17 protein-coding genes and 2 pseudogenes are annotated in these 19,781 nt (G+C 52.0%); 14 read left to right on the top strand and 5 right to left on the bottom strand.

Annotation, left to right across the window (positions count from 1 at the left end; translation table 11 throughout):
- Positions 1-532 (bottom strand): deoxyribose-phosphate aldolase (gene deoC / locus AB5Y83_RS14670; protein WP_368175407.1); only part of this gene is annotated, 532 nt, incomplete at its 3' end.
- Positions 533-717: 185 nt separating this feature from the next.
- Between deoC and AB5Y83_RS14665 the strand changes: the two genes are divergently transcribed.
- From AB5Y83_RS14665 to AB5Y83_RS14650, 4 genes are all read left to right on the top strand, one after another.
- Positions 718-1,083 carry a DUF6506 family protein gene (locus AB5Y83_RS14665; protein ID WP_263717277.1) on the top strand — a complete coding sequence of 122 codons (366 nt, stop codon included), beginning with the start codon at positions 718-720 and terminating at the stop codon, positions 1,081-1,083.
- Between the two features lie 34 nt (positions 1,084-1,117).
- The gene (locus AB5Y83_RS14660; protein WP_110303841.1) at positions 1,118-2,152 is read left to right on the top strand and encodes an alpha/beta hydrolase; all 1,035 of its coding nucleotides are present in this window, start codon (positions 1,118-1,120) and stop codon (positions 2,150-2,152) included.
- Positions 2,153-2,322: 170 nt separating this feature from the next.
- On the top strand, positions 2,323-3,156 hold the full coding sequence (locus tag AB5Y83_RS14655) for a LysR family transcriptional regulator (protein ID WP_368175406.1): 834 nt from the start codon (positions 2,323-2,325) through the stop codon (positions 3,154-3,156).
- 36 nt (positions 3,157-3,192) lie between these two features.
- On the top strand, positions 3,193-4,092 hold the full coding sequence (locus AB5Y83_RS14650) for an alpha/beta hydrolase (RefSeq protein ID WP_069527295.1): 900 nt from the start codon (positions 3,193-3,195) through the stop codon (positions 4,090-4,092).
- Between the two features lie 199 nt (positions 4,093-4,291).
- Here the strand turns inward: AB5Y83_RS14650 and AB5Y83_RS14645 are convergent, their stop codons facing one another.
- Both AB5Y83_RS14645 and AB5Y83_RS14640 read right to left on the bottom strand, forming a co-directional pair.
- The gene (locus AB5Y83_RS14645) at positions 4,292-5,053 is read right to left on the bottom strand and encodes a zinc-dependent peptidase (RefSeq protein WP_368175410.1); all 762 of its coding nucleotides are present in this window, start codon (positions 5,051-5,053) and stop codon (positions 4,292-4,294) included.
- 76 nt (positions 5,054-5,129) lie between these two features.
- Positions 5,130-5,567, bottom strand: coding sequence for a GNAT family N-acetyltransferase (locus AB5Y83_RS14640; protein ID WP_103252200.1), 438 nt, complete (start codon positions 5,565-5,567; stop codon positions 5,130-5,132).
- 348 nt (positions 5,568-5,915) lie between these two features.
- On the opposite strand from AB5Y83_RS14640, the gene AB5Y83_RS14635 reads away from it, so the two are divergent.
- From AB5Y83_RS14635 to AB5Y83_RS14615, 5 genes and pseudogenes are all read left to right on the top strand, one after another.
- Positions 5,916-7,415, top strand: a complete 1,500-nt coding sequence (locus AB5Y83_RS14635) for a sodium:alanine symporter family protein (RefSeq protein ID WP_005336959.1) — start codon at positions 5,916-5,918, stop codon at positions 7,413-7,415.
- A 289-nt stretch (positions 7,416-7,704) separates the two neighbouring features.
- Positions 7,705-8,961 (top strand): annotated as a pseudogene (locus AB5Y83_RS14630) (replication endonuclease); the annotation flags it as partial.
- A 209-nt stretch (positions 8,962-9,170) separates the two neighbouring features.
- The gene (locus AB5Y83_RS14625) at positions 9,171-10,031 is read left to right on the top strand and encodes a hypothetical protein (protein WP_368175405.1); all 861 of its coding nucleotides are present in this window, start codon (positions 9,171-9,173) and stop codon (positions 10,029-10,031) included.
- A gap of 49 nt (positions 10,032-10,080) precedes the next feature.
- A complete protein-coding gene (locus AB5Y83_RS14620) occupies positions 10,081-10,557 on the top strand; it encodes a hypothetical protein (RefSeq protein ID WP_368175404.1) in 477 nt (158 codons plus the stop codon).
- A gap of 220 nt (positions 10,558-10,777) precedes the next feature.
- Complete coding sequence (locus AB5Y83_RS14615; RefSeq protein WP_368175403.1) at positions 10,778-11,770, top strand: hypothetical protein; 993 nt, start codon at positions 10,778-10,780, stop codon at positions 11,768-11,770.
- A 246-nt stretch (positions 11,771-12,016) separates the two neighbouring features.
- Here the strand turns inward: AB5Y83_RS14615 and AB5Y83_RS14610 are convergent.
- Positions 12,017-12,543, bottom strand: a pseudogene (locus AB5Y83_RS14610) (phage portal protein); the annotation flags it as partial.
- Positions 12,544-12,561: 18 nt separating this feature from the next.
- Positions 12,562-13,368, bottom strand: coding sequence for a crotonase/enoyl-CoA hydratase family protein (locus tag AB5Y83_RS14605; RefSeq protein WP_368175402.1), 807 nt, complete (start codon positions 13,366-13,368; stop codon positions 12,562-12,564).
- 168 nt (positions 13,369-13,536) lie between these two features.
- On the opposite strand from AB5Y83_RS14605, the gene AB5Y83_RS14600 reads away from it, so the two are divergent.
- The 5 genes from AB5Y83_RS14600 to AB5Y83_RS14580 all read left to right on the top strand — a co-directional run bounded on the left by AB5Y83_RS14600 (position 13,537) and on the right by AB5Y83_RS14580 (position 19,779).
- Complete coding sequence (locus AB5Y83_RS14600; protein ID WP_368175401.1) at positions 13,537-15,324, top strand: putative nucleotidyltransferase substrate binding domain-containing protein; 1,788 nt, start codon at positions 13,537-13,539, stop codon at positions 15,322-15,324.
- Positions 15,325-15,326: 2 nt separating this feature from the next.
- Entirely contained in the window at positions 15,327-15,953 is a 627-nt protein-coding gene (locus AB5Y83_RS14595; RefSeq protein ID WP_368175400.1) for a 3'-5' exonuclease, read from the top strand.
- 105 nt (positions 15,954-16,058) lie between these two features.
- The gene (locus AB5Y83_RS14590) at positions 16,059-16,370 is read left to right on the top strand and encodes a DUF485 domain-containing protein (RefSeq protein ID WP_040068110.1); all 312 of its coding nucleotides are present in this window, start codon (positions 16,059-16,061) and stop codon (positions 16,368-16,370) included.
- Positions 16,367-18,019, top strand: coding sequence for a cation acetate symporter (locus tag AB5Y83_RS14585; protein ID WP_335848737.1), 1,653 nt, complete (start codon positions 16,367-16,369; stop codon positions 18,017-18,019). Before AB5Y83_RS14590 ends, AB5Y83_RS14585 begins: the two co-directional genes overlap by 4 nt.
- Before the next feature lie 167 nt (positions 18,020-18,186).
- On the top strand, positions 18,187-19,779 hold the full coding sequence (locus AB5Y83_RS14580; protein WP_005351341.1) for an ABC-F family ATPase: 1,593 nt from the start codon (positions 18,187-18,189) through the stop codon (positions 19,777-19,779).
- Positions 19,780-19,781: the final 2 nt, after the last annotated feature.

Raw genomic sequence — 19,781 nt, 5'->3', positions numbered from 1 at the left:
GGGTCGCATTGACCGGCACCTTGCCGGTGGAGGTCTTGATGAAGTCGGCACCGGCATCGATACAGATTTCGGAAGCGCGACGGATCAGCGCCTCTTCTTTCAGCTCGCCGGTTTCGATGATCACTTTCAGCAGCACGTTGGCAGCGCAGGCCTCTTTACAGGCTTTGACCAGATCAAAACCGATCTGTTCATTACCAGCCATGAAGGCGCGGTACGGGAACACCACGTCCACTTCGTCAGCACCGTAGGCGACTGCGGCACGGGTTTCGGCCACGGCGATCTCGATGTCGTCGTTGCCGTGCGGGAAGTTGGTCACGGTCGCAATGCGTACGTCGGCAGCGCCGATCTCACGCAGGGTCTTGCGAGCGATAGGGATAAAACGGGGGTAGATGCAGACGGCGGCGGTCAGGCCAGCCGGTGACTTGGCCTTATGGCACAGGTCGATCACCTTCTGATCGGTATCGTCGTCGTTCAGGGTGGTCAGGTCCATCAGGTTCAGGGCGCGCTGAGCGGCCACTTTCAGATCAGTCATTCTGTTCTCCTCAGTCATTCTACTCTCCAATTCGGATTTATTAACTTAATAAAACAATCATCATCCTTATCTAAAATTTAAGGCATGGCAAATAGTCTAATCAAATAATGGTCATAGACACTGACTGTTGCAGATTCGTGTTTATCAATGCCACATTTAAAGGGCAATGATAAAGAAAGGAGGGAATGTTAGGCCAGAAATACGATGAATTTAAACATAACATATCACTATACGGAGTTTACATGTCTTGTTTCAAAGCAGCTTTCATTTTCCTAGCTCCTAATGTCAATCCAGAACTTGATTTTCAATGGGTTAAAACAGATAGCGTTCATGTTAAAACAATAGCAGTATCTAGCTATCAAGAAGCATGCTTACAGCTTGATGATTTATATTCAGAAGGTATCAGAGCTATAGAGCTATGTGCAGGATTTGGACATGTCGGTGTTGCAAAAGTTAAAGAACAATGCTTGGGGCGCATGCAGGTAGGTGTTGTAAGATTTGATATACACCCATGCCTTGATAATGTCAGTGGTGATGTTTTATTCAGTTAAACAGTATGTTTTCATTAACCAAGAGAAAAGAAAAATGAAACTAAAAACAATTTCAGCATTCATGTTTGGCCTTTCCGCAATTGCATCATTCAATTCATTTGCGGATATCAACTATGAACTCCAACCCGGTATTAATAAAGTAAATTTCCTAAGTGAAAACACAAGAATTTCAGGAAATTTATTCTTGCCTAAGGATTTTAATCCGGCTAAAAAGTACCCTGCTATCGTGGTGATAACTCCAGCCAGTGGCGTAAAAGAGCAAACCGCCGGAATTTACGCAAAAAAAATGGCTGAGAAGGGTTATGTCACTTTAGCATTTGACCACAGAACATATGGTGAAAGTGGTGGTATGCCTCGAGGCATGGAAAATGCTCCGATGAAAGTGGAAGATATTAAAAATGCAATTAGCTTCATCCGTTCTATTCCAGGTGTTGATGATGAGCGAGTTGCTGAACTAGGATTATGTTCTGGTGCTGGTTACGGTCTTCAAACTGCCTATCAAGATTCACGAGTAAAATCGCTAGCTGTTGTTAGCGCTTTTATTGACTTCACTGATTATGGCATGGGTGGTGCAACTCAATATGCAAACATGCTCAACGGCTCCCCTGTTAAGCAATATCAACAGCAAATTAAATGGGCTAGTGATGCTCGTCAAAAATACTTTGAAACCGGTGAGGTACTCTATGTAGATGGGATCCCTGCTGCAGGTTCTGGTCTTGGTGAATTCTGGGATCAAGCTGCAGATTACTACCGAAATAGCAAGCGCGGTGGTGCCGTAGCAACATACACCCCCAAGAGAGCAGCTATCTCATTAGATTCAAGATATGCATTTAACCCAACTGAACACATTGAATTACTTGAAGGAAAGCCATTTATGGCGATCATTGGGTCAGAGGCATTGTCTGCTCCATTTAGTAAAATTGCTGTGGAACGTGCAAAACAGAAAAAAATTGATGCCACACTTTTTACCATCAAAGGTGCTGGTCACTTTGACCTGTATGACCAAGATAAGTATGTTAATCAGGCTGTTATAAAACTGGATGAATTTTATAAAAAGACTATTTTTTAACTACATATAGTACCATTGCCCTAACTAAGTCGTTGTTTTTAGAACCTCTCAGATGAATTGTTTGGGAGGTTCTTTTTTCTATAGCCTAAGGCTATGGGTATCATTGGCAAACGGTATTTTATTAATGACACCATGCAATGTACTCTATCGTTAATAAAGTGGAGGGAAATATGGTTGATATTAGACTGTTACGTTTGTTTATAGCTATCTATGAAGAAAAAAACTTAACTCTTGCTGCGGAAAAATGTCACATTACGCAGCCATCTATATCTGCCGCATTGAAACAACTTGAGGAACTACTTGGCAACGATCTTTTTTTACGAGATAAAAAGGGAGTTCAACCACTTAACAGTGCCCACGAGTTATATCCTCACGCAAAGCGTCTTGTGAATGACAGCGCTACAATCTCAACTTTATTCATGTCAAAGGCAACAACACCTAAAATAAGTGTTGGGGTCTGCAACTCCATCAGTAAATATAAAACTGCGACAACACTTTCTCATTTAGAACGTTTGACACCTAATTGCCATTTTATTTTGACCTCATCAGATAAATCTGATTGCAGAATTGGATTCGAAAAAGACAAAAATGATACTGATCTATTTATCCCGTTATGGGAAGAGAAGTTTGTTTTTGTTACAAAAGAGAACATTTCAGCACCAAGTAAAATCGAAGATTTTTATCACTTAGATTTTATAGAGTGCCCCAGTTGTGAAGTTCACCAAGAAGTGCTCGGATTAATATCATCAAAGAAGATTGCATTGAACATTGTGTCTACAGCAGAAACAAAGGAACAGGCTTTTTTGTTAGCTCTTGCGGGTTTAGGTAGTTGCTTCCTTCCTATGGGACTAGTTGAAAAAGTATCAGACATAAACGTTTTTGATATTAATCTCCCCATTAGAGGTCGAAGCGTAGGGCTATGTATGCCATCCCATCAAGCGATAAACCCAGTACTAAAAAAAATACGAAGCGATGCAAAATTAATTTCTATAGAAAACTTTTAATAATTCACATAAATTCAATATAAAATAGGGAAAGCTATGATAACAATCAAATCAAAAATCAGTTTTTATAGCCAAGAAAACAAACTAATTGGATATCTATATCAACCTGACAACATTGTGGATAATGAAGTACGATCTACGATTCTTCTTGTCCCACCTCAAGCCGGTGTTAAAGAGCAAACTGTTGATGAGTATGCTCAGCGATTATCTGCACATGGTTTTATTTGCCTGACATTTGATCATGCAACTTTTGGTGACAGTGAAGGTGAACCCAGATTCTATGAAAATCCATATAATAAGTCAGAAGATATTTCTGCAGCAGTTACCTACTTATCAACATTAGATATAGTTGATAAAAAATCAATTTTTGGTTTAGGAATCTGCTCCGGCGGAGGATACTTATCACATACAGCTGTTACCGATAGAAGAATATCAAAAGTTGCAACCGTAAATGCGTACTTCGATCATCGAGGTTTTTATCGCAGCTTATTCTCTCAAAAGAATTTAGATGAATTACTCTCATCAGTAAATAATGCTAGATTACAATTTGTAAATGGTGAGGCGATTTCATATTTACCGCATGCGCCAGAAAACTGCACGCCTGACATGCCGAAACTATTTCAAGAGTTTTATGAATATTATATGACAGACCGGGGAATAAAAGGAAAGTATGAGAGTAAATTTTTACCATGGAGCTATGAGAAGCTATTGACATTTTCAGCGCTAGATAACGCGAAATTTTTAGCGCCAACGCCACTACTCATGATAATTGGTGAGTTAGCAGGCTCTAAAAATGAGAGTGAACAAATGTATAAAGAAGCAAGTGAGCCTAAAGAACTATTCGAAATAGGTGGCGCCAACCACATTGATCTCTATGACAAAAGCATATTTGTTGAAAGAGCAATCGATAAACTGATAGCATTTTATCGTTCATAGCATATCGAACATGAAATAACCCCCCTATTTTTATTCTCTGATACTTTGCCAATACCGGACTAACACCGGTATTGGCTGTGTGTTTAAATAACATTTACGTTAAATATAAAGCTCGTCAGTTTTGGATTTTCGTATTTAATTTAACACTGACCACAATTAAGCATTTCCACTGTTTTACCATTTTTGTTGTGCATTGATGTCACAGAACTCCGTAACCTCCCTCCCCCGCCAGCAAGCGGGTCGCGGGAAAACGCTGCGCGGGATCCTGGCTAAAGAACTGGCTCAGTTGCCGGTATACCGCGGGATAGACCTGCTGCAGCCGCAGCGGATCGGTAAAGAAACATTCGCAGCTGACGGCAAAAAACTCGGCAGGATGTTCGGCCGCATAGGGATCGATAGCGGTTACCTCGTCCCGATCAAGCTGCTGGCAGAGCGCATCGAAGGCGGCCTGAAAGGCCTGCTGCCAGAGCTGGCTGCTCATCGGCCCCGGCAACGGCGGCGCACCGTCCGCCTCACCGCCCAGCATATCGAGCTTGTGAGCCAACTCGTGGATCACCAGATTAAAGCCGTCCCAGTCGCCATCCTGCTGCAGTTCGCTCCAGGCCAGCACCAATGGCCCTTGTGGCCAGGATTCACCGGCGTTCTCCTCTTCAAACTCGCTCACCAGCCCGAACTCATCCTGCACCTCCTGGCGCCGGGTGACGGGCTCGGGAATAATGATGACTTCGTGAAAGCCGCGATACCAGTCAAGGCCAAGGTGCAAGATGGGCAACGCCGCCTGCAGCGCCAGCACCGCCTGTTGACGGCGGCTGAGCTCTACCCCGATCAGGGTCAGGGTCTTGCGCTTGAGTAGCTGTTGCCCCAAGCCGATAAGCGTCGTCTGCTCGGTGTCGCTGAGCCCTTGCAAGATGGGCACTGCCGCCAGCGCCTGACGCCACAGCGCCAACTCATCCTCACTCATGGGCGTTTGCGGGCGACCACCCAGCCATTTGAACCATCCCAGCACGCCTACTCCTTCTTTTGATGCAAAAAATAGGTTACAGCAGTTTGACGAACCGTTTCGGCCGCTCCTGATAATCCTGCGCCAGATAGAAACGGTGGGCCGCCTCGCGTTTGAGACTGCTGGAGAGTTCCAGCTGGGCGCAACCTGCGGCCCGCGCCATCGCTTCGGCGCCCTTGAGCAGGGCTGCGCCCACTCCCGCCCCTCTTGCCCCTTCATCGACAACCAGCGCCGAGATCAGGCCCCAAGCTGGTGCAACATGCAGCGGTGCCAGCTTGTGCCACACCAGCACGCCGACCACCTTGTCGCCCTGGGAGGCGAGCAGCACAACGCTCGCGGGATCCGGCGCCAACAGGCGCGCCGTCACGTCAGCGCCTTCGGCAGGATACCCCAATTGGGTGAACAGGTGGGCGATGGCGCTCCCGTCGTCGGCCTCAGGGGGACGGATCGTCAACGTCTCAGGGTCATTTTTCATTGTTGGCCTCATGTTTGCTTTCCATTGTGTTACGCCCGTCACATTGTCCGGCGCAGATCAACAAGGAGGATCTCATCTTTACTCATAGAAAACGCTGCCTGCCATTATCCCCCCACCCTTGTCAATTCACAAATTTGCAACAAGACAACATTTTTCGCTGGGAAGCACCGATACAACTCGATATGTTACAAGCCATGCATGGCGCGTGTTTGCGCTCTGCTTAACCCCTCAATCTCGCGCTCATTTGTTAACTGGATTGTTAACAAACAGGGCCGAAAACAGTGACAGAGAGCGAGGCCAAGATCTCGCCAAGACAGCGCCACAAACACAACAAAGGAGTTGTTGTACATGAATGAAATCGTCAATGCCATCAATGGTGTAATCTGGAGCCCTGCGCTCATCTACCTGTGTCTGGGGGTCGGTCTTTACTTCTCCCTGCGCACCCGTTTTTTGCAACTGCGTCATATCAAAGAGATGGTGCGCCTGATGTTTGATGGCAAGAGCACCGATGCCGGTGTCTCCTCCTTCCAGGCGCTGGCCATGACCCTGGCCGGTCGCGTGGGTACCGGTAACATCGCCGGTGTGGCCACCGCCATCACCTTCGGTGGCCCGGGCGCCCTGTTCTGGATGTGGATGGTCGCCTTCCTCGGCGCCAGCTCTGCTTTCGTGGAGTCCACCCTGGGTCAGGTTTACAAAGAGAAGATCAATGGTGAATACCGCGGCGGCCCGGCCTTCTATATCGAGAAAGGGCTTGGCATGAAGTGGTACGCCTGGACCTTCGCCATCGCTACCGTCTTCGCATGCGGCGTGCTGCTGCCGGGCGTACAGGCCAACTCCATCGGCTCCAGCCTGCAGACCGCCTTTAATATTGATCCGAACGTCACCGCCGCCGGTCTGGCGCTGCTGCTCGGCTTTATTATCTTCGGCGGCGTCAAGCGTATCGCCAGCTTCGCCAGTACCGTGGTGCCCTTTATGGCGCTGGGCTACATCATCGTGGCTTGTGTCATCATCGCCCTCAATATCGGCCAGCTACCGGGCGTGATCCTGCTGATCTGGAAAAGCGCCTTCGGTCTGGATGCCGGTTTCGGTGCCATTCTGGGTCTGGCCATCATGTGGGGGGTAAAACGCGGGGTCTACTCCAACGAAGCGGGTCAGGGTACAGGACCGCACGCCTCCTCTGCGGCGGCAGTGAGTCACCCGGCCAAGCAAGGTCTGGTGCAGGCGTTCTCCGTCTATATCGACACCCTTTTCGTCTGCTCCGCCACCGGCTTTATGCTGCTGATCACCGGTCTCTATAACGTACAAGGGCCGGACGGCGCCGCCATCTACACGGGTATTGCCGGTATCGCTGCCGGCCCGGGCTATGTGCAAACCGCCATGGAGAGCATGATGCCGGGCTTTGGCAGCATTTTCGTGGCAATCGCGCTGTTCTTCTTCGCGTTCACCACTATTGTTGCCTACTACTACATCGCCGAAACCAACATCGCCTACATCAACCGCAAGATTAATCGCCCCTGGCTCACCTTCTTGCTGAAGATTGCGCTGATGGCTGCCACTGTCTACGGCACCGTCAAGACGGCGGATCTGGCGTGGGGCATGGGTGATATCGGGGTCGGCCTGATGGCATGGCTCAACATCATCGCCATCCTGCTGCTGCAAAAAACCGCCTTCACCTGTCTGAAGGATTATGAAGCGCAGCAGGCACAAGGTATTGACCCCGTATTCCACCCGGAGAAGCTCGGCATCAAGAACGCCGACTACTGGGTGGGCAAACGCTCCGAAGAGAACCTGGAGCTGGAGAAATCGGGCCATCAGTTCGAGCCGGATCAGGATCGCAAGACCTCCTGAATCAAAACGACATAATACATCAATAAAAAATGGCAGCTTCGGCTGCCATTTTTATTTATTTAATTTCAAAAAGGTACATTCAAACCAAGGAGTTAAGTGCCACACAAGGGGACACTTTTGGACGTAAAAAGACACCAAAATTGGCAAAATGTGGACACTTCTTTCTGCCCATTCTCAGGGAAGATCAAGCGGGTTGAAGATGGTTTTCCAACGGATTAAAGCGGACCGCGTCATTGAGATAATCCGGTACAAAGTGGGCGTATGTCATCGTCTGATGAAATATCAAGTGGCCGCCCTCAAACAGTGGAACGCCCCCGTTTATGGATTTCGCGTGTGCGAGGCTCACCACGACGGCACCCCGCACTGGCACCTGCTGCTATTTATGCGCTCGGAAGATCGCAACTGGGTGATCGGCATCCTGCAACGCTATGCCCTGACCGATGACCACGAAGAGCTGGTACGGGATATCAAGGGCTGCCCACCCTTTACCAACTTTACTCCCCGCTTTGACTGGAAAGAGATAGACCCGGCCAAGGGGGATGCCGCGGGCTATATCGCCAAATACATTGCCAAGAACATCGACGGCGCCTACCTGGACGATGACGAAGAGGCTGGCACCGCCGCCGATGAGGGCGCCCTGCATGCCGTGGCCTGGGCCAGTTGGTGGGGCATTCGCACCTTCCAGCAGATCGGAGGCGCTCCGGTCGGGGTATGGCGCGAGCTGCGCCGCATCAGCAATGCCAAGAAGCATGCCGATCTGGTTGGGCCACCCAAGCCCGTGCTGCAAGACCCGCGATTTGAGGCGGCTCGCTTTGCCGCAGATAACGGCATCTTTCGCTGTTACCTACACGCCATGGGTGGCGCACTGGCGACCCGTGCCGAACACCCCATCAAGCTGGCCCACCTCATTGAGGAGCAGGCCAACAGCTATGGCGAAGACATCAAACGCCTGATGGGCATTACCTCCGCTCGCCTTGGCATCAAAACCCGCCTGCAAGGGTGGGAAATTGTGCCTGCCGGTACCCATGAAGCCAGGAAAGCCGCCGAGGCTGCAGCGAGGGGGGTTGGGGTTAAGACGGGCGACAGCCCGGCACCTTGGAGATCTGACAATAACTGTACGCGGCCAGATCCTGATGCCTTCACAGACCAGATCATGAGGGAACAATGGGGGTTGTCACCCTTCTCTATAGACCGTTTGCGGGCTGGGGCCAGCGTAAAGGTGGACGGTTTCACCCTTTGGCTGGAGAACGGGCAGGTGCAGTCGAGCCGAGCGCTCCCAAGCGAGCCGGATTGGCAACTAGAAGGCTTGCTGCCTGACGAACAAGGTCTGCCGGATGAGTACGCGGTACCGGAAGGCGACCAAGACTGGCCAATGCTGGTCGAACTGTGCGGCAAGGTCTACCAGGCACAAGGCCACACTGGGGCGCACAGCTGGATCGAGATGCTGCCCCAGCCCTATCAGTCAGAGATGTGGCGGGTACTGGAGGGACTGGACACCCCGGAATGGATGCAAGAACAGAACGACTACAGCGAGGAGTGGGCATGAATAACAAGAAAACTACCCGCGACAAAAGATTTGCGGCTCCAAATGAGCACACATAGACAATTGATATATATTGGTAATATTATGATTTCAAGGTGATTTTTCTGTAATGAACGCAGATGTTATAAACACTTACATAGAAGTAGATATACACATGCTAATAGCAAGCAAACATAATCACCACCAACTATTTTACATACATGGAGCAAGCTTTGAAAATTTTGAGTATAACCAAAAGAAATCCCAAAAGGGCTCTTAAATGGATATGTTTGAAGTTTATAAAAATAAATAAACAAACAAAACCATTGTTATTATATCCAAGCTATTTTACAGCATTGCTTATCTTGTGCTTTATATTATTAGCAAATTCGAAAGAACTTTTGTCTAAGGACATAAACGAAATAGGTGATGCGATCGCTGGTTTGTCTGGTGCGCTAGCGTTTTTATGGTTAATCGTAACAGTCTTGCTTCAAAATCGTGATTTAAACCTGCAATATCTAGAAATAAAGGATATGCGTGCTGCGAGTGAAAGCCAAGCGAAGTCATTAGAATCAAGCCAAATTTTTCAAACATTAGAGTATATCGAAGTTAAGCTTAACAACATCTCCGAATACGTGTGCCAAAGGCGAGATTTTATCATAAATGAGTTGGAAGAATTTAGTAAGGAAAATGGTACATTAAATAATGGAAAAACGATGTTAGACCTTGCCGATGCGGTAGACTACTTCCTCATTAAATCTAGTGAAAGAAATGTTCTCGATTTTGAAATATCAAATATTAGAAATGACTTTACATATAGATCATATCTGAGGGTTCAGTCCATCTATATGCATATGAATGAGGTTGTTGTTGCGTACAATGCTCTTATGATAAATGTTCCAGATAGCATAAAGCCTCAGATTACAGAGTATATTAATGCTCACAAAAAATATTTAATAGTTGATTGGTACGATAAGATTCTGCCATACATGGAAAATTTAAATAAAGTTCTAATGCGCGCAGCTGTTCAACATGGTATTGGCACCGAATTCAATAGGCATTTTTTGAAAATATTCATGGAAAATGAAATTTAAAAAAATCATAAAATCTATCAACATCAGTATTAGCTGAACAGGAAAGCAAGTGCGACTAAGTGACCTTACCAACAAAGAACTTCTTCAACTCCAGTCATCTGCAACAAATGAGCTTAATGCAAGAGGCGTCGTTAGAACCCAAAATAATCCTGTCGGCGATTATACAGAATGGCTAGTTGCAAAGGCCCTGAAGCTTGATCTTCAAGCAAACTCTAAGGCTGGATATGACGGAATCAGTAAAGATGGTGTGCGCATACAGATCAAGGGGCGACGCGTTACGTCTACAAAAAGATCGCGCCAGCTTAGCGCTATTAGAAATTATAAAAATAAAGATTTTGATGCGCTAGCCGCCGTAATTTATGACGAGTATTTCAACATTATCGAAGCACTGCTGATCCCCCATGAAGTTGTGGGTGAATATGCATCATACCGGAAGCATGTGAATGCTCACATCCTGACCGTGAATGGATCAATATTAAATGATCCACGGGTTAAATCTATCAAACTAGTTTTGTGCAACCTATAAGCTACTGCTCGTGATAGAATTAACTTCTCAGTTCTAAATGCACAGTCCCAGTAAGCCCATAACTACTGACATGAAATATCATTCCCCCAGCTTGACCTATAAAAAAATCAATACTATCTTCAATTTCTAAATGAATACACTGTTAACAATTCAACACTACTGCTTATCTGCTTTTGTTTAACAATCATATTTAAAGCTAAGGTACCAAGGGGTTTTAATCATGAAAAAAATTCCAATTGCCACATTACTTATGACATCTTTATCAGGTTGCAGCATTTTTAGTGGTACGGCCAATCGATTTGAATCTAATAGTGTTGTAGGTTACATCCCACCATTAACCACTACGGAGGCGACGTATGAACTCAGGAATGGAAGCGCAAGACAGCCGATACAAAATCCTAATATAGTGCCTTCCAACGCTAACCAGACTAAGGTATTAAAGGATGACTGCATTGTGGTCGACTTAGTCGGCGGATATATTAATCAGACTTTTGAAGATAGCTTGGAGAAAGCTTTATCCTCAACCCCCCGTAGTGAAATTACGCTAGCAATAGCCGTTTATGAGAGAATGGACAGCACAAACATAAATAAGAAACCAGAAGATCGTTATCCCTCAAGCGCAGAATACAATGTTTTATCCACTGTAGGCCAACTATCTCACCGCCCGCTCTCATTTGAAAATGTGCCCATCTACGGTCCAAGAAAATATGAGGGAGGTGACATAGTATTTCACCTAAGCATGGTTGAGTTGGATGAAAAAGAAGCTGACAACCTCAAGTCAGACATGACTAATCAAACCAAAAAATTATCAACACATCTTCCGGACGAATCAAAAAACATCAGTATTCACAGCGCTGCTCTTAAAGCCATGACAGGTGCCACATTTACAATGTCTGGCGTTGGATTGGTTACTTTAGGTATTAACGCTGTCGAAACATTTGCTGATATATATACAAAAATAAATAGAGAAGATGATCTGATAATGAATCACACATTTAGTTTAACGTCGCAATATCGAACATCCGAAATACACAGCCCCATCCTGCGAGTTGGCTATTACCCAATTGTAAGACTATCCACCAAAGAGAGTTATCCTCAAGGGTTAGTTAACGCTGCATTTGACCCTGTTGCGCCATCGTTAAAAATGGGAAATCCCCAAGTTGAGCCTATTTGGGTTGCTTTCCGCGTCAGCAAAACGAGTTCCTGCAAGTGATCTAATTAGTACCGAGACCATGTCGATTCAATTCAGAATAACAACTAGGGGCACTATTGCGCCCCCAATCCTTTCAGTACCAACTGCCGCCCCTCAGGCGTCAGCGACCCCATCAAGCTGAGCACTAGCTGGTTGGTGGTCTTGGTAATGCGGCCCCGCTGGCCACACACTTTGCAATAAACCCGCATTACGCCCCCTTTTCTATCCAAATCAACAGCCTATCTTGCCACAGCAAACACTGTTTGTTTATACAGTTGAACCGATATTCTCCCGAAAATCGACCCGCAGGGAGACGGGAGTCCCGCGCTGTTGATGGCATCCTGGATAAGTTCGCACAGCGGCAGCACCTCGTTGCGGGCATAAGTCGCATCGTACTTCTCGGGATCCCCGAGCCCTCCCCCGCCATTAGTTGGAATGATACCGGCCAGCGCCGCCGGGAAGCGGTGAGAGGTCAGTACATCCTGGGCGGTGATCCCCTTGATGGCGGCGAACTCGTCCTTGGTGGCGATATCCCCCACCGGGATCAACTTGATGCCATCGGGCTTGCCGTCCGGGATGTTCACGAACATGGAGCGAAAATTCCCCACCCCCTTGCTGCTGGCGATCATCTCCTTCATCTCTTCCTCGGTATCGTCGTCCATGTTCGGGTCGGTGGCGTAGAAGATGAAGCCCATGTGGGCGCCGTTGAGGAAGTATTTGCGCCGAAACAGGGTGGCATCCTGGTTAAGCAAAGCCGACTGCAGGCCACCCAAGTAGTCGGGCAGACCGTAGATCGCTCGTGCAGCTCGCAGTCAGAGCGGATTGCGGCGCGGCCCGAAAGACAGCCGCCAGCGAAACAGGCTGTTAAGGGTGGCCCGCCACTGATTGGGTCGCCCCAGGATCTGCTTTTGCAAGCGGGTCTCCTCTTTGAGCATCGCCTCATCGCTGCGGGCCCAGGCCTGACTGTAGAGCTGCTTGATCCCCGCCAGTGCATCCGGCGACTTGGTGATAAGGGTGCGGGCAAACTCCCGCGCCTCCACCAGCGGATCGGCGCAAACACGGCTCACCATCCCGAGAGCTTTGGCCTCGACGGCATCCAGTTCACGCCCGCTCATAGCCAACTCCATGGCAGTATCCAGCCCCATCAGGTTACGCATGGTGACACTGCCACTCATGTCGGGGATGATGCCCCACTTGATCTCCATCACCGAGAAGCGGCAATCGGGGGTGCTGAAGCGAAAATCGGCCCCGAGCGCAATCTGCAAGCCACCGCCAAAACAGACTCCCTGGGTCACCGCAATCACCGGCACAGGCAGCTGATGCCAGCCATAGGCGACCCGCTGGGCCAGATTGGTCGCTTCGTCTGCTTCACGCTTGAGAATATCGAGCGCCGCCACCGGCTGTCTCAGCATGGATTTCACATCCAGCCCGGCGCAGAAGGCCCGCCCCTCGCCGTGCAGGATCACCGCCCGCAACCCCTTGTGCCGGGCGAGTTGCGTTAGTGTTTCATCGATGGCGCTGAACATGGCGCGGTCCAACGCATTGAGTTTATCCCCCCGCGTCAGCATCACGTCGGCAATCCCGTCGTGGATCTCGCACTTGACCCTTGGTTTTTCCATCTCCCTTGTCCTCTCCTTGATCCCTGAAACTGACTCACTGGTCATACCACCACGTTATCAGAGTGTGAACAGGCGGTACAGCTGAGACTAAAGTCGGCTGGTCGCCTCCCCCTCCCTTTGTCACACTGGGAGCTGCATGAGTGCCGCAAGCCAGCAGAGGACGCTGTCATGTCAACCCTGTTCAATTTTGCCAGACCACCGTTCGACCGACTGGACGAAGAGGCGCGCGAGCGACTCTCACGCCACCTTTCGCTCTGCTATTTTCGGGCCGGGGATCTGCTGCTCAAGGAGGGGGACGAGCCTCCCGGCCTCTATCTCATCATCAAGGGGGCGGTGGAAGAGTCTGCTCCTCACCACCAGTTTGGTGATTACGGGGTCGATGATCTGTTCGATGTGCGCGCCCAGTTTGATGGCCGCTGCCGCCACCGCTTCACCGCGCTGGAAGATAGCCTTTGTCAGCTCATTCCTCGCCACACCTTTCTGGCGCTCTGTGAGCAGGATCCGCAGTTTGCCAGCTACTTCACCGCCAATCTGGCCGAGCGCCAGCGCCAGCAGGAGCAACGCGAACAACTGGGGCAGAAGAATCTGGCGGAGTTTATCCTGACCCGCATCGAACCGGGTCACCTGCAGGCACCGCTTATCGTCGACAGCAAGCTGTCACTGCTCGCAGCGACCGAAGCCATGGTGAGCAAGGGGACCGATTGTCTGCTCTACCCGGCCCACGACGGCTCCCTCACGCTGGCAACCCGCAAGACCTTGCTCCACGCCCTGACCCTCAAGGGATTGCCGCTGACGGCGCCCCTCTCTGTGCTGACCCCCACGCCCTTGATTGGTCTGCCGCTGGAGAGCTATCTGTTTGATGCCCTGCTGCTGATGACCCGCCATCGCATCAAGCGACTGGTGGTGTGGCGTGGCAACGAGGTGGCGGGGATCCTGCAACTGACCCAGGTGCTGGGGCTCTTCTCTACCCACTCCCACGTGCTGACCCTGCGCATTGCCCGCGCCGACAGCCTGCCGGCGCTGGAGGCGGTCGCCCGCGAGCAGCAACAACTGACCCGCTCGCTGTTTGCCCAGGGGATCCACACCGCCTTTTTGATGAAGCTGATCGCCACCATCAATGAACAGCTGATCGCCAAAGCCTTTGCGCTGGTGATCCCCCCCGAGGTGCAGGATAGAGTCTGCCTGTTGATGCTGGGCTCGGAGGGGCGTGGCGAGCAGATCCTCAAAACCGATCAGGACAACGCCCTGATCCTGCCAGAGGGGCTGGCATGGCCCACCCAGGCAGCCGATCTGGCCGAATTCAGCGCCCTGCTGGAGCGCCTCGGCTACCCCCTCTGCCCCGGGCAGGTGATGGTGAATAATCCGGCCTGGGTAAAAACAGGCAGCGAGTGGCAAAGCGCCATTGCCAGCGCCTGCACCACGGCAAAGGAGGATGAGCTGCTCTGGCTCGCCACCCTGGCCGATGCTCATCCCATCGCGGGGGATCGTCAGCTCCATCTGCCGGTTGCCAGAGCGCTGCGCGAGCAGTTGGCGGACAGACGGGATCTGCTGGCGGAGATGGTGCGACCGGCGGTGGCCTTTCACGCGCCGCTCACCCTGTTTGGCAGGCTGGAGCAGCCACCGGAAGGGCTGGATCTGAAGCGGGGCGGCCTGTTCCCGCTGGTTCACGGTATCCGCATGTTGGCCCTTGAGGCAGGCATTCTGGAGACTTCAACCCTGGGGCGTATCGACGCACTGGTGGCCGCCGATCGGCTCAGTACCGACTATGGCAGCAATCTGGCAGAGGCGTTCCGGCTCTTTATCCGGCTTAGGCTGCGCAGCCAGCTCAAGGGGAGCGGTAGTCGGGTGCAGACAAGCGAGCTCAGCCACAGCGAGCGGGATCTGTTGCGCCAGGCGCTGCATCAGGTGAAAAAGTTCCAGCAGTGGCTCACCTTGCACTTTCGTCTGAGACAATAGCCATGTTGAACCGCGTTCGACGCTACTGGTATGGCCGTGCGTTCCGAACGGGCGAGTTCGCGCCACTCTTTGCCACCCCACCGGAAGATGAACGGATCGCCCTCGATTTCGAGACCACCAGTCTCGATCCCGAGCAGGCCGAGATCGTCTCCATCGGGGCGGTGCGCATTCAGGGTAACCGGCTGCTGACCGGCGAGGCCCTCGCCATCAAGGTACAGCCACCGGCCAGCCTGACCAGCCAATCTGTGGTGATCCACGGTCTGCGCCATCAGGATCTGCAACAGGGGATGGAGCTGGAAGCCGCGCTGCGCCTGCTACTCGACTATATCGGCCCGCGCGAACTGGTGGGCTATCACATCGCCTACGACCTGCGCATTCTCAATCTCGCCTGCCAGAAATTGTGGGGATTGACCCTGCCCCAGCGAGGGATCGAGGTGAGCCAGCTCTATCACGACCACCTCTATCGCCGCTACCCCGATGCGGCCATTGACCTCCACTTGAGTTCCATCTGTAGCCACCTTGAACTACCATCCCTGCCCGCCCACGATGCCCTTGCCGATGCCACCACGGCCGCGCTCATCTACCTGCGCCTGACCTGCGGCTCGCCGCTGGCTTATCCCAAAGTCTAATTGTCGATAAATAACATTTAATTCACATTTTGCTTACATGAGCAGATTGCCTGCTCGTCGGGGTTACCCCATCCACCGCTGACACTCATGTCATGGAGAACTGCAATGGAACAGCAAAGCTATCTGAGGATCCAGCAAGATCCCAACTTCCAGGAGCTGGTCGCCAAGCGCCAGCGTTTTGCCTGGGCCCTCTCGGCTCTGATGCTGGGACTCTACCTGGCGTTTATTCTGCTCATCGCCTTTGCCCCCGGTTGGCTCGGCACCCCCCTGAGCGAAGGGTCGACCATTACTCGCGGCATTCCTGTCGGGGTAGGATTGATCCTCTCCTCCTTCGTGTTGACCGGCGTCTATGTCTTTCGCGCCAACGGCGAGTTTGATGAACTGAACCAGAAGATCCTCAAAGGGGTGCAATCATGAAAGGCAAGTTGCTGCTGTTGACCTCACTGGCCTCCTCTCCCCTGCTGGCGGCCGATGCAATCTCTGGCGCCGTGGAGCGTCAGCCCCTTAATGTCGCCGCCATCGTGATGTTTCTGGTGTTTGTGGCCGCTACCCTGTTCATCACCTACTGGGCCTCCAAGCGCAACCGCTCGGCTTCCGACTACTATGCGGCCGGTGGCCGTATCACCGGCTTCCAGAACGGTCTGGCCATCGCCGGTGACTATATGTCCGCCGCCTCCTTCCTCGGGATCTCCGCGCTGGTCTACACCTCCGGCTATGACGGCCTCATCTACTCCATCGGCTTTCTGGTGGGCTGGCCCATCATTCTGTTCCTGATCGCCGAACGGCTGCGCAATCTCGGCAAGTACACCTTCGCCGATGTCGCCTCCTACCGCCTCAAGCAGACTGAAGTGCGTACCCTCTCCGCCTGTGGTTCGCTGGTGGTGGTCGCCCTCTACCTGATCGCCCAGATGGTCGGTGCCGGCAAACTGATCGAGCTGCTGTTTGGCCTGCAATACCATGTGGCCGTGGTGCTGGTCGGTATCCTGATGGTGCTCTACGTGCTGTTTGGCGGCATGCTGGCCACCACCTGGGTGCAGATCATCAAGGCAGTGATGCTGCTCTCCGGTGCCAGCTTCATGGCCATCATGGTCATGAAATCTGTCAACTTCGATATCGGTGCCCTGTTTAGCGAAGCGGTCAAGGTGCACGAGAAAGGGATCGCCATCATGAGCCCGGGTGGCCTGGTTGCTGACCCCATCTCCGCCATCTCGCTCGGTCTGGCATTGATGTTCGGTACCGCCGGTCTCCCCCATATCCTGATGCGTTTCTTCACCGTAAGCGATGCCAAAGAGGCACGTAAATCGGTGTTCTACGCCACCGGCTTTATCGGCTACTTCTACATCCTCACCTTCATCATTGGCTTTGGCGCCATCTTGCTGGTGAGCACCAACCCGGCCTTCAAGGACGCCACCGGCGCCCTGCTGGGCGGCACCAACATGGCGGCAGTACATCTGGCCAATGCGGTCGGTGGCAGCCTGTTCCTCGGCTTCATCTCCGCCGTGGCATTTGCCACCATTCTGGCGGTAGTTGCCGGATTGACCCTGGCCGGTGCCTCTGCGGTCTCCCATGACCTCTATGCCAGCGTGTTGAAGAAGGGCAAGGCCAACGAGACCGATGAACTGCGTGTCTCCAAGATGACGACTCTGGTGCTGGGTGTGGTTGCCATTGGTCTGGGGATCCTGTTCGAGAAGCAGAACATCGCCTTCATGGTGGGTCTGGCCTTCTCCATCGCCGCCAGCTGCAACTTCCCGGTACTGTTCCTCTCCATGTTCTGGTCACGCCTGACCACCCGTGGCGCCGTTTACGGTGGCTGGCTGGGGCTGGTGAGCGCCGTAACCCTGATGATCCTGGGCCCGACCGTGTGGGTGAAAGTGCTGGGCCATGCCCAGGCCATCTTCCCCTACGAATACCCTGCCCTCTTCTCCATGGGGTTGGCCTTCGTCGGGATCTGGTTCTTCTCCATCACCGACAGCTCCCAGAACGCCGCCGACGAACACGCCAAGTTCCTGCCGCAGTTCGTTCGCTCCCAAACCGGGCTGGGTGCCTCTGGCGCCACCTCCCACTAACAGATCAAGTTCATACTTCCAAGCCGGCTTCATGCCGGCTTTTTTTATTGCCCATCAATCGGCTGCACGCCCCGCTTGCCCCGATCAAGATCACACTTCTCGCTAAAACTTTCGGGGGATCTGTGCCATAATGCGCGCCATTTGACAGACCAATCGGGACACATACCTTGTTAAGTAGCAACAACATCACCATGCAGTTCGGCGCCAAGCCGCTGTTTGAGAACATCAACGTCAAGTTTGGCGGCGGCAACCGCTATGGCCTTATCGGCGCCAACGGCTGTGGCAAGTCCACCTTTATGAAGATCCTCGGCGGTGATCTGGAGCCCACTGGCGGTAATGTGAGCCTGGACGTCAACGAGCGCATCGGTAAGCTGCGTCAGGATCAGTTCGCCTACGAAGATATGCGCGTACTGGACGTAGTCATGATGGGTCACACCGAGCTGTGGGCGGCCATCGCCGAGCGCGATGCCATCTACGCCAACCTAGAAGCCACCGACGACGACTACATGAAGGCCGCCGAGCTGGAAGGTCTGGTCGCCGAGTATGACGGCTATACCGCCGAGTCCCGCGCAGGTGAACTGCTGCTGGGTGCCGGTATTCCCATCGAGCAACACAACGGCCCGATGAGCGAAGTGGCCCCGGGCTGGAAACTGCGGGTGCTGCTGGCACAGGCGCTCTTCTCCAACCCTGACATCCTGCTGCTGGACGAGCCGACCAACAACCTGGATATCAACACCATTCGCTGGCTGGAACAGGTGCTCAACGAACGTGAAAGCACCATGATCATCATCTCTCACGACCGTCACTTCCTTAACTCCGTCTGTACCCACATGGCGGATCTGGACTACGGTGAGCTGCGCGTTTATCCGGGCAACTACGATGACTACATGCTGGCCGCCACTCAGGCGCGCGAGCGTCTGCTGGCCGACAACGCCAAGAAGAAGGCCCAGATCGCCGATCTGCAATCCTTCGTCTCCCGTTTCAGTGCCAACGCCTCCAAGTCCAGCCAGGCGACCTCCCGCCTCAAGCAGATCGACAAGATCAAGATTGAGGAAGTGAAGGTCTCCAGCCGTCAGAACCCCTTCATCCGCTTCGAGCAGGAGAAGAAGCTCTACCGCAACATTCTGGAGATCGAAGGCCTGTCCAAAGGTTATGGCGAGGCGCCCCTGTTCAAGGGCCTGAACATGATGCTGGAAGTGGGTGAGAAGGTCGCCATTCTGGGTACCAACGGTATCGGTAAATCGACCCTGATCAAGACGCTGGTCGGGGATCTGGCACCGGATACCGGCACCATCAAGTGGTCCGAAAACGCCCAGATCGGTTACTACGCTCAGGATCACGCCGAAGATTTCGACACTGATCTCAACGTGTTCGACTGGATGGCCCAGTGGAAACAGGAGAACGAAGACGAGCAGGCTGTACGCTCCGTACTGGGCCGTCTGCTCTTCTCCCAGGACGACATCAAGAAGCCGGTCAAGGTGCTCTCCGGTGGTGAACAGGGTCGCATGCTGTTTGGCAAGCTGATGATGCAGCGTCCCAACATCCTGATCATGGATGAGCCGACCAACCACCTGGACATGGAATCTATCGAATCCTTGAACCTGGCTCTCGAGATGTACAAGGGTACCCTGATCTTCGTCTCCCACGACCGCGAATTCGTCTCCTCTCTGGCGACCCGCATCCTCGAGCTGAGCGAAGATGGTATCCGCGACTTCGGCGGCACCTACGAGGATTACCTGCGCACCCAGGGCGTGGTATAACC

Source organism: Aeromonas sp. R5-4, from assembly GCF_040908215.1.
Classification (GTDB): Bacteria; Pseudomonadota; Gammaproteobacteria; order Enterobacterales; family Aeromonadaceae; genus Aeromonas; species Aeromonas veronii.
The sequence above is the reverse complement of the archived record's forward strand: the minus strand, read 5'-3'. Positions and strand labels throughout refer to the sequence as shown.

Excerpts from the sequence above, each read along its gene's own strand:
- AB5Y83_RS14640 (WP_103252200.1), bottom strand. The coding sequence starts at position 5,567 with ATGAAAAATGACCCTGAGACGTTGACGATCCGTCCCCCTGAGGCCGAC.
- AB5Y83_RS14645 (WP_368175410.1), bottom strand. The coding sequence starts at position 5,053 with ATGAGTGAGGATGAGTTGGCGCTGTGGCGTCAGGCGCTGGCGGCAGTG.
- AB5Y83_RS14660 (WP_110303841.1), top strand. The coding sequence starts at position 1,118 with ATGAAACTAAAAACAATTTCAGCATTCATGTTTGGCCTTTCCGCAATT.
- AB5Y83_RS14595 (WP_368175400.1), top strand. The coding sequence starts at position 15,327 with ATGTTGAACCGCGTTCGACGCTACTGGTATGGCCGTGCGTTCCGAACG.
- AB5Y83_RS14650 (WP_069527295.1), top strand. The coding sequence starts at position 3,193 with ATGATAACAATCAAATCAAAAATCAGTTTTTATAGCCAAGAAAACAAA.
- AB5Y83_RS14605 (WP_368175402.1), bottom strand. The coding sequence starts at position 13,368 with ATGGAAAAACCAAGGGTCAAGTGCGAGATCCACGACGGGATTGCCGAC.
- AB5Y83_RS14635 (WP_005336959.1), top strand. The coding sequence starts at position 5,916 with ATGAATGAAATCGTCAATGCCATCAATGGTGTAATCTGGAGCCCTGCG.
- AB5Y83_RS14655 (WP_368175406.1), top strand. The coding sequence starts at position 2,323 with ATGGTTGATATTAGACTGTTACGTTTGTTTATAGCTATCTATGAAGAA.
- AB5Y83_RS14590 (WP_040068110.1), top strand. The coding sequence starts at position 16,059 with ATGGAACAGCAAAGCTATCTGAGGATCCAGCAAGATCCCAACTTCCAG.
- AB5Y83_RS14665 (WP_263717277.1), top strand. The coding sequence starts at position 718 with ATGTTAGGCCAGAAATACGATGAATTTAAACATAACATATCACTATAC.
- AB5Y83_RS14615 (WP_368175403.1), top strand. The coding sequence starts at position 10,778 with ATGAAAAAAATTCCAATTGCCACATTACTTATGACATCTTTATCAGGT.
- AB5Y83_RS14600 (WP_368175401.1), top strand. The coding sequence starts at position 13,537 with ATGTCAACCCTGTTCAATTTTGCCAGACCACCGTTCGACCGACTGGAC.
- AB5Y83_RS14585 (WP_335848737.1), top strand. The coding sequence starts at position 16,367 with ATGAAAGGCAAGTTGCTGCTGTTGACCTCACTGGCCTCCTCTCCCCTG.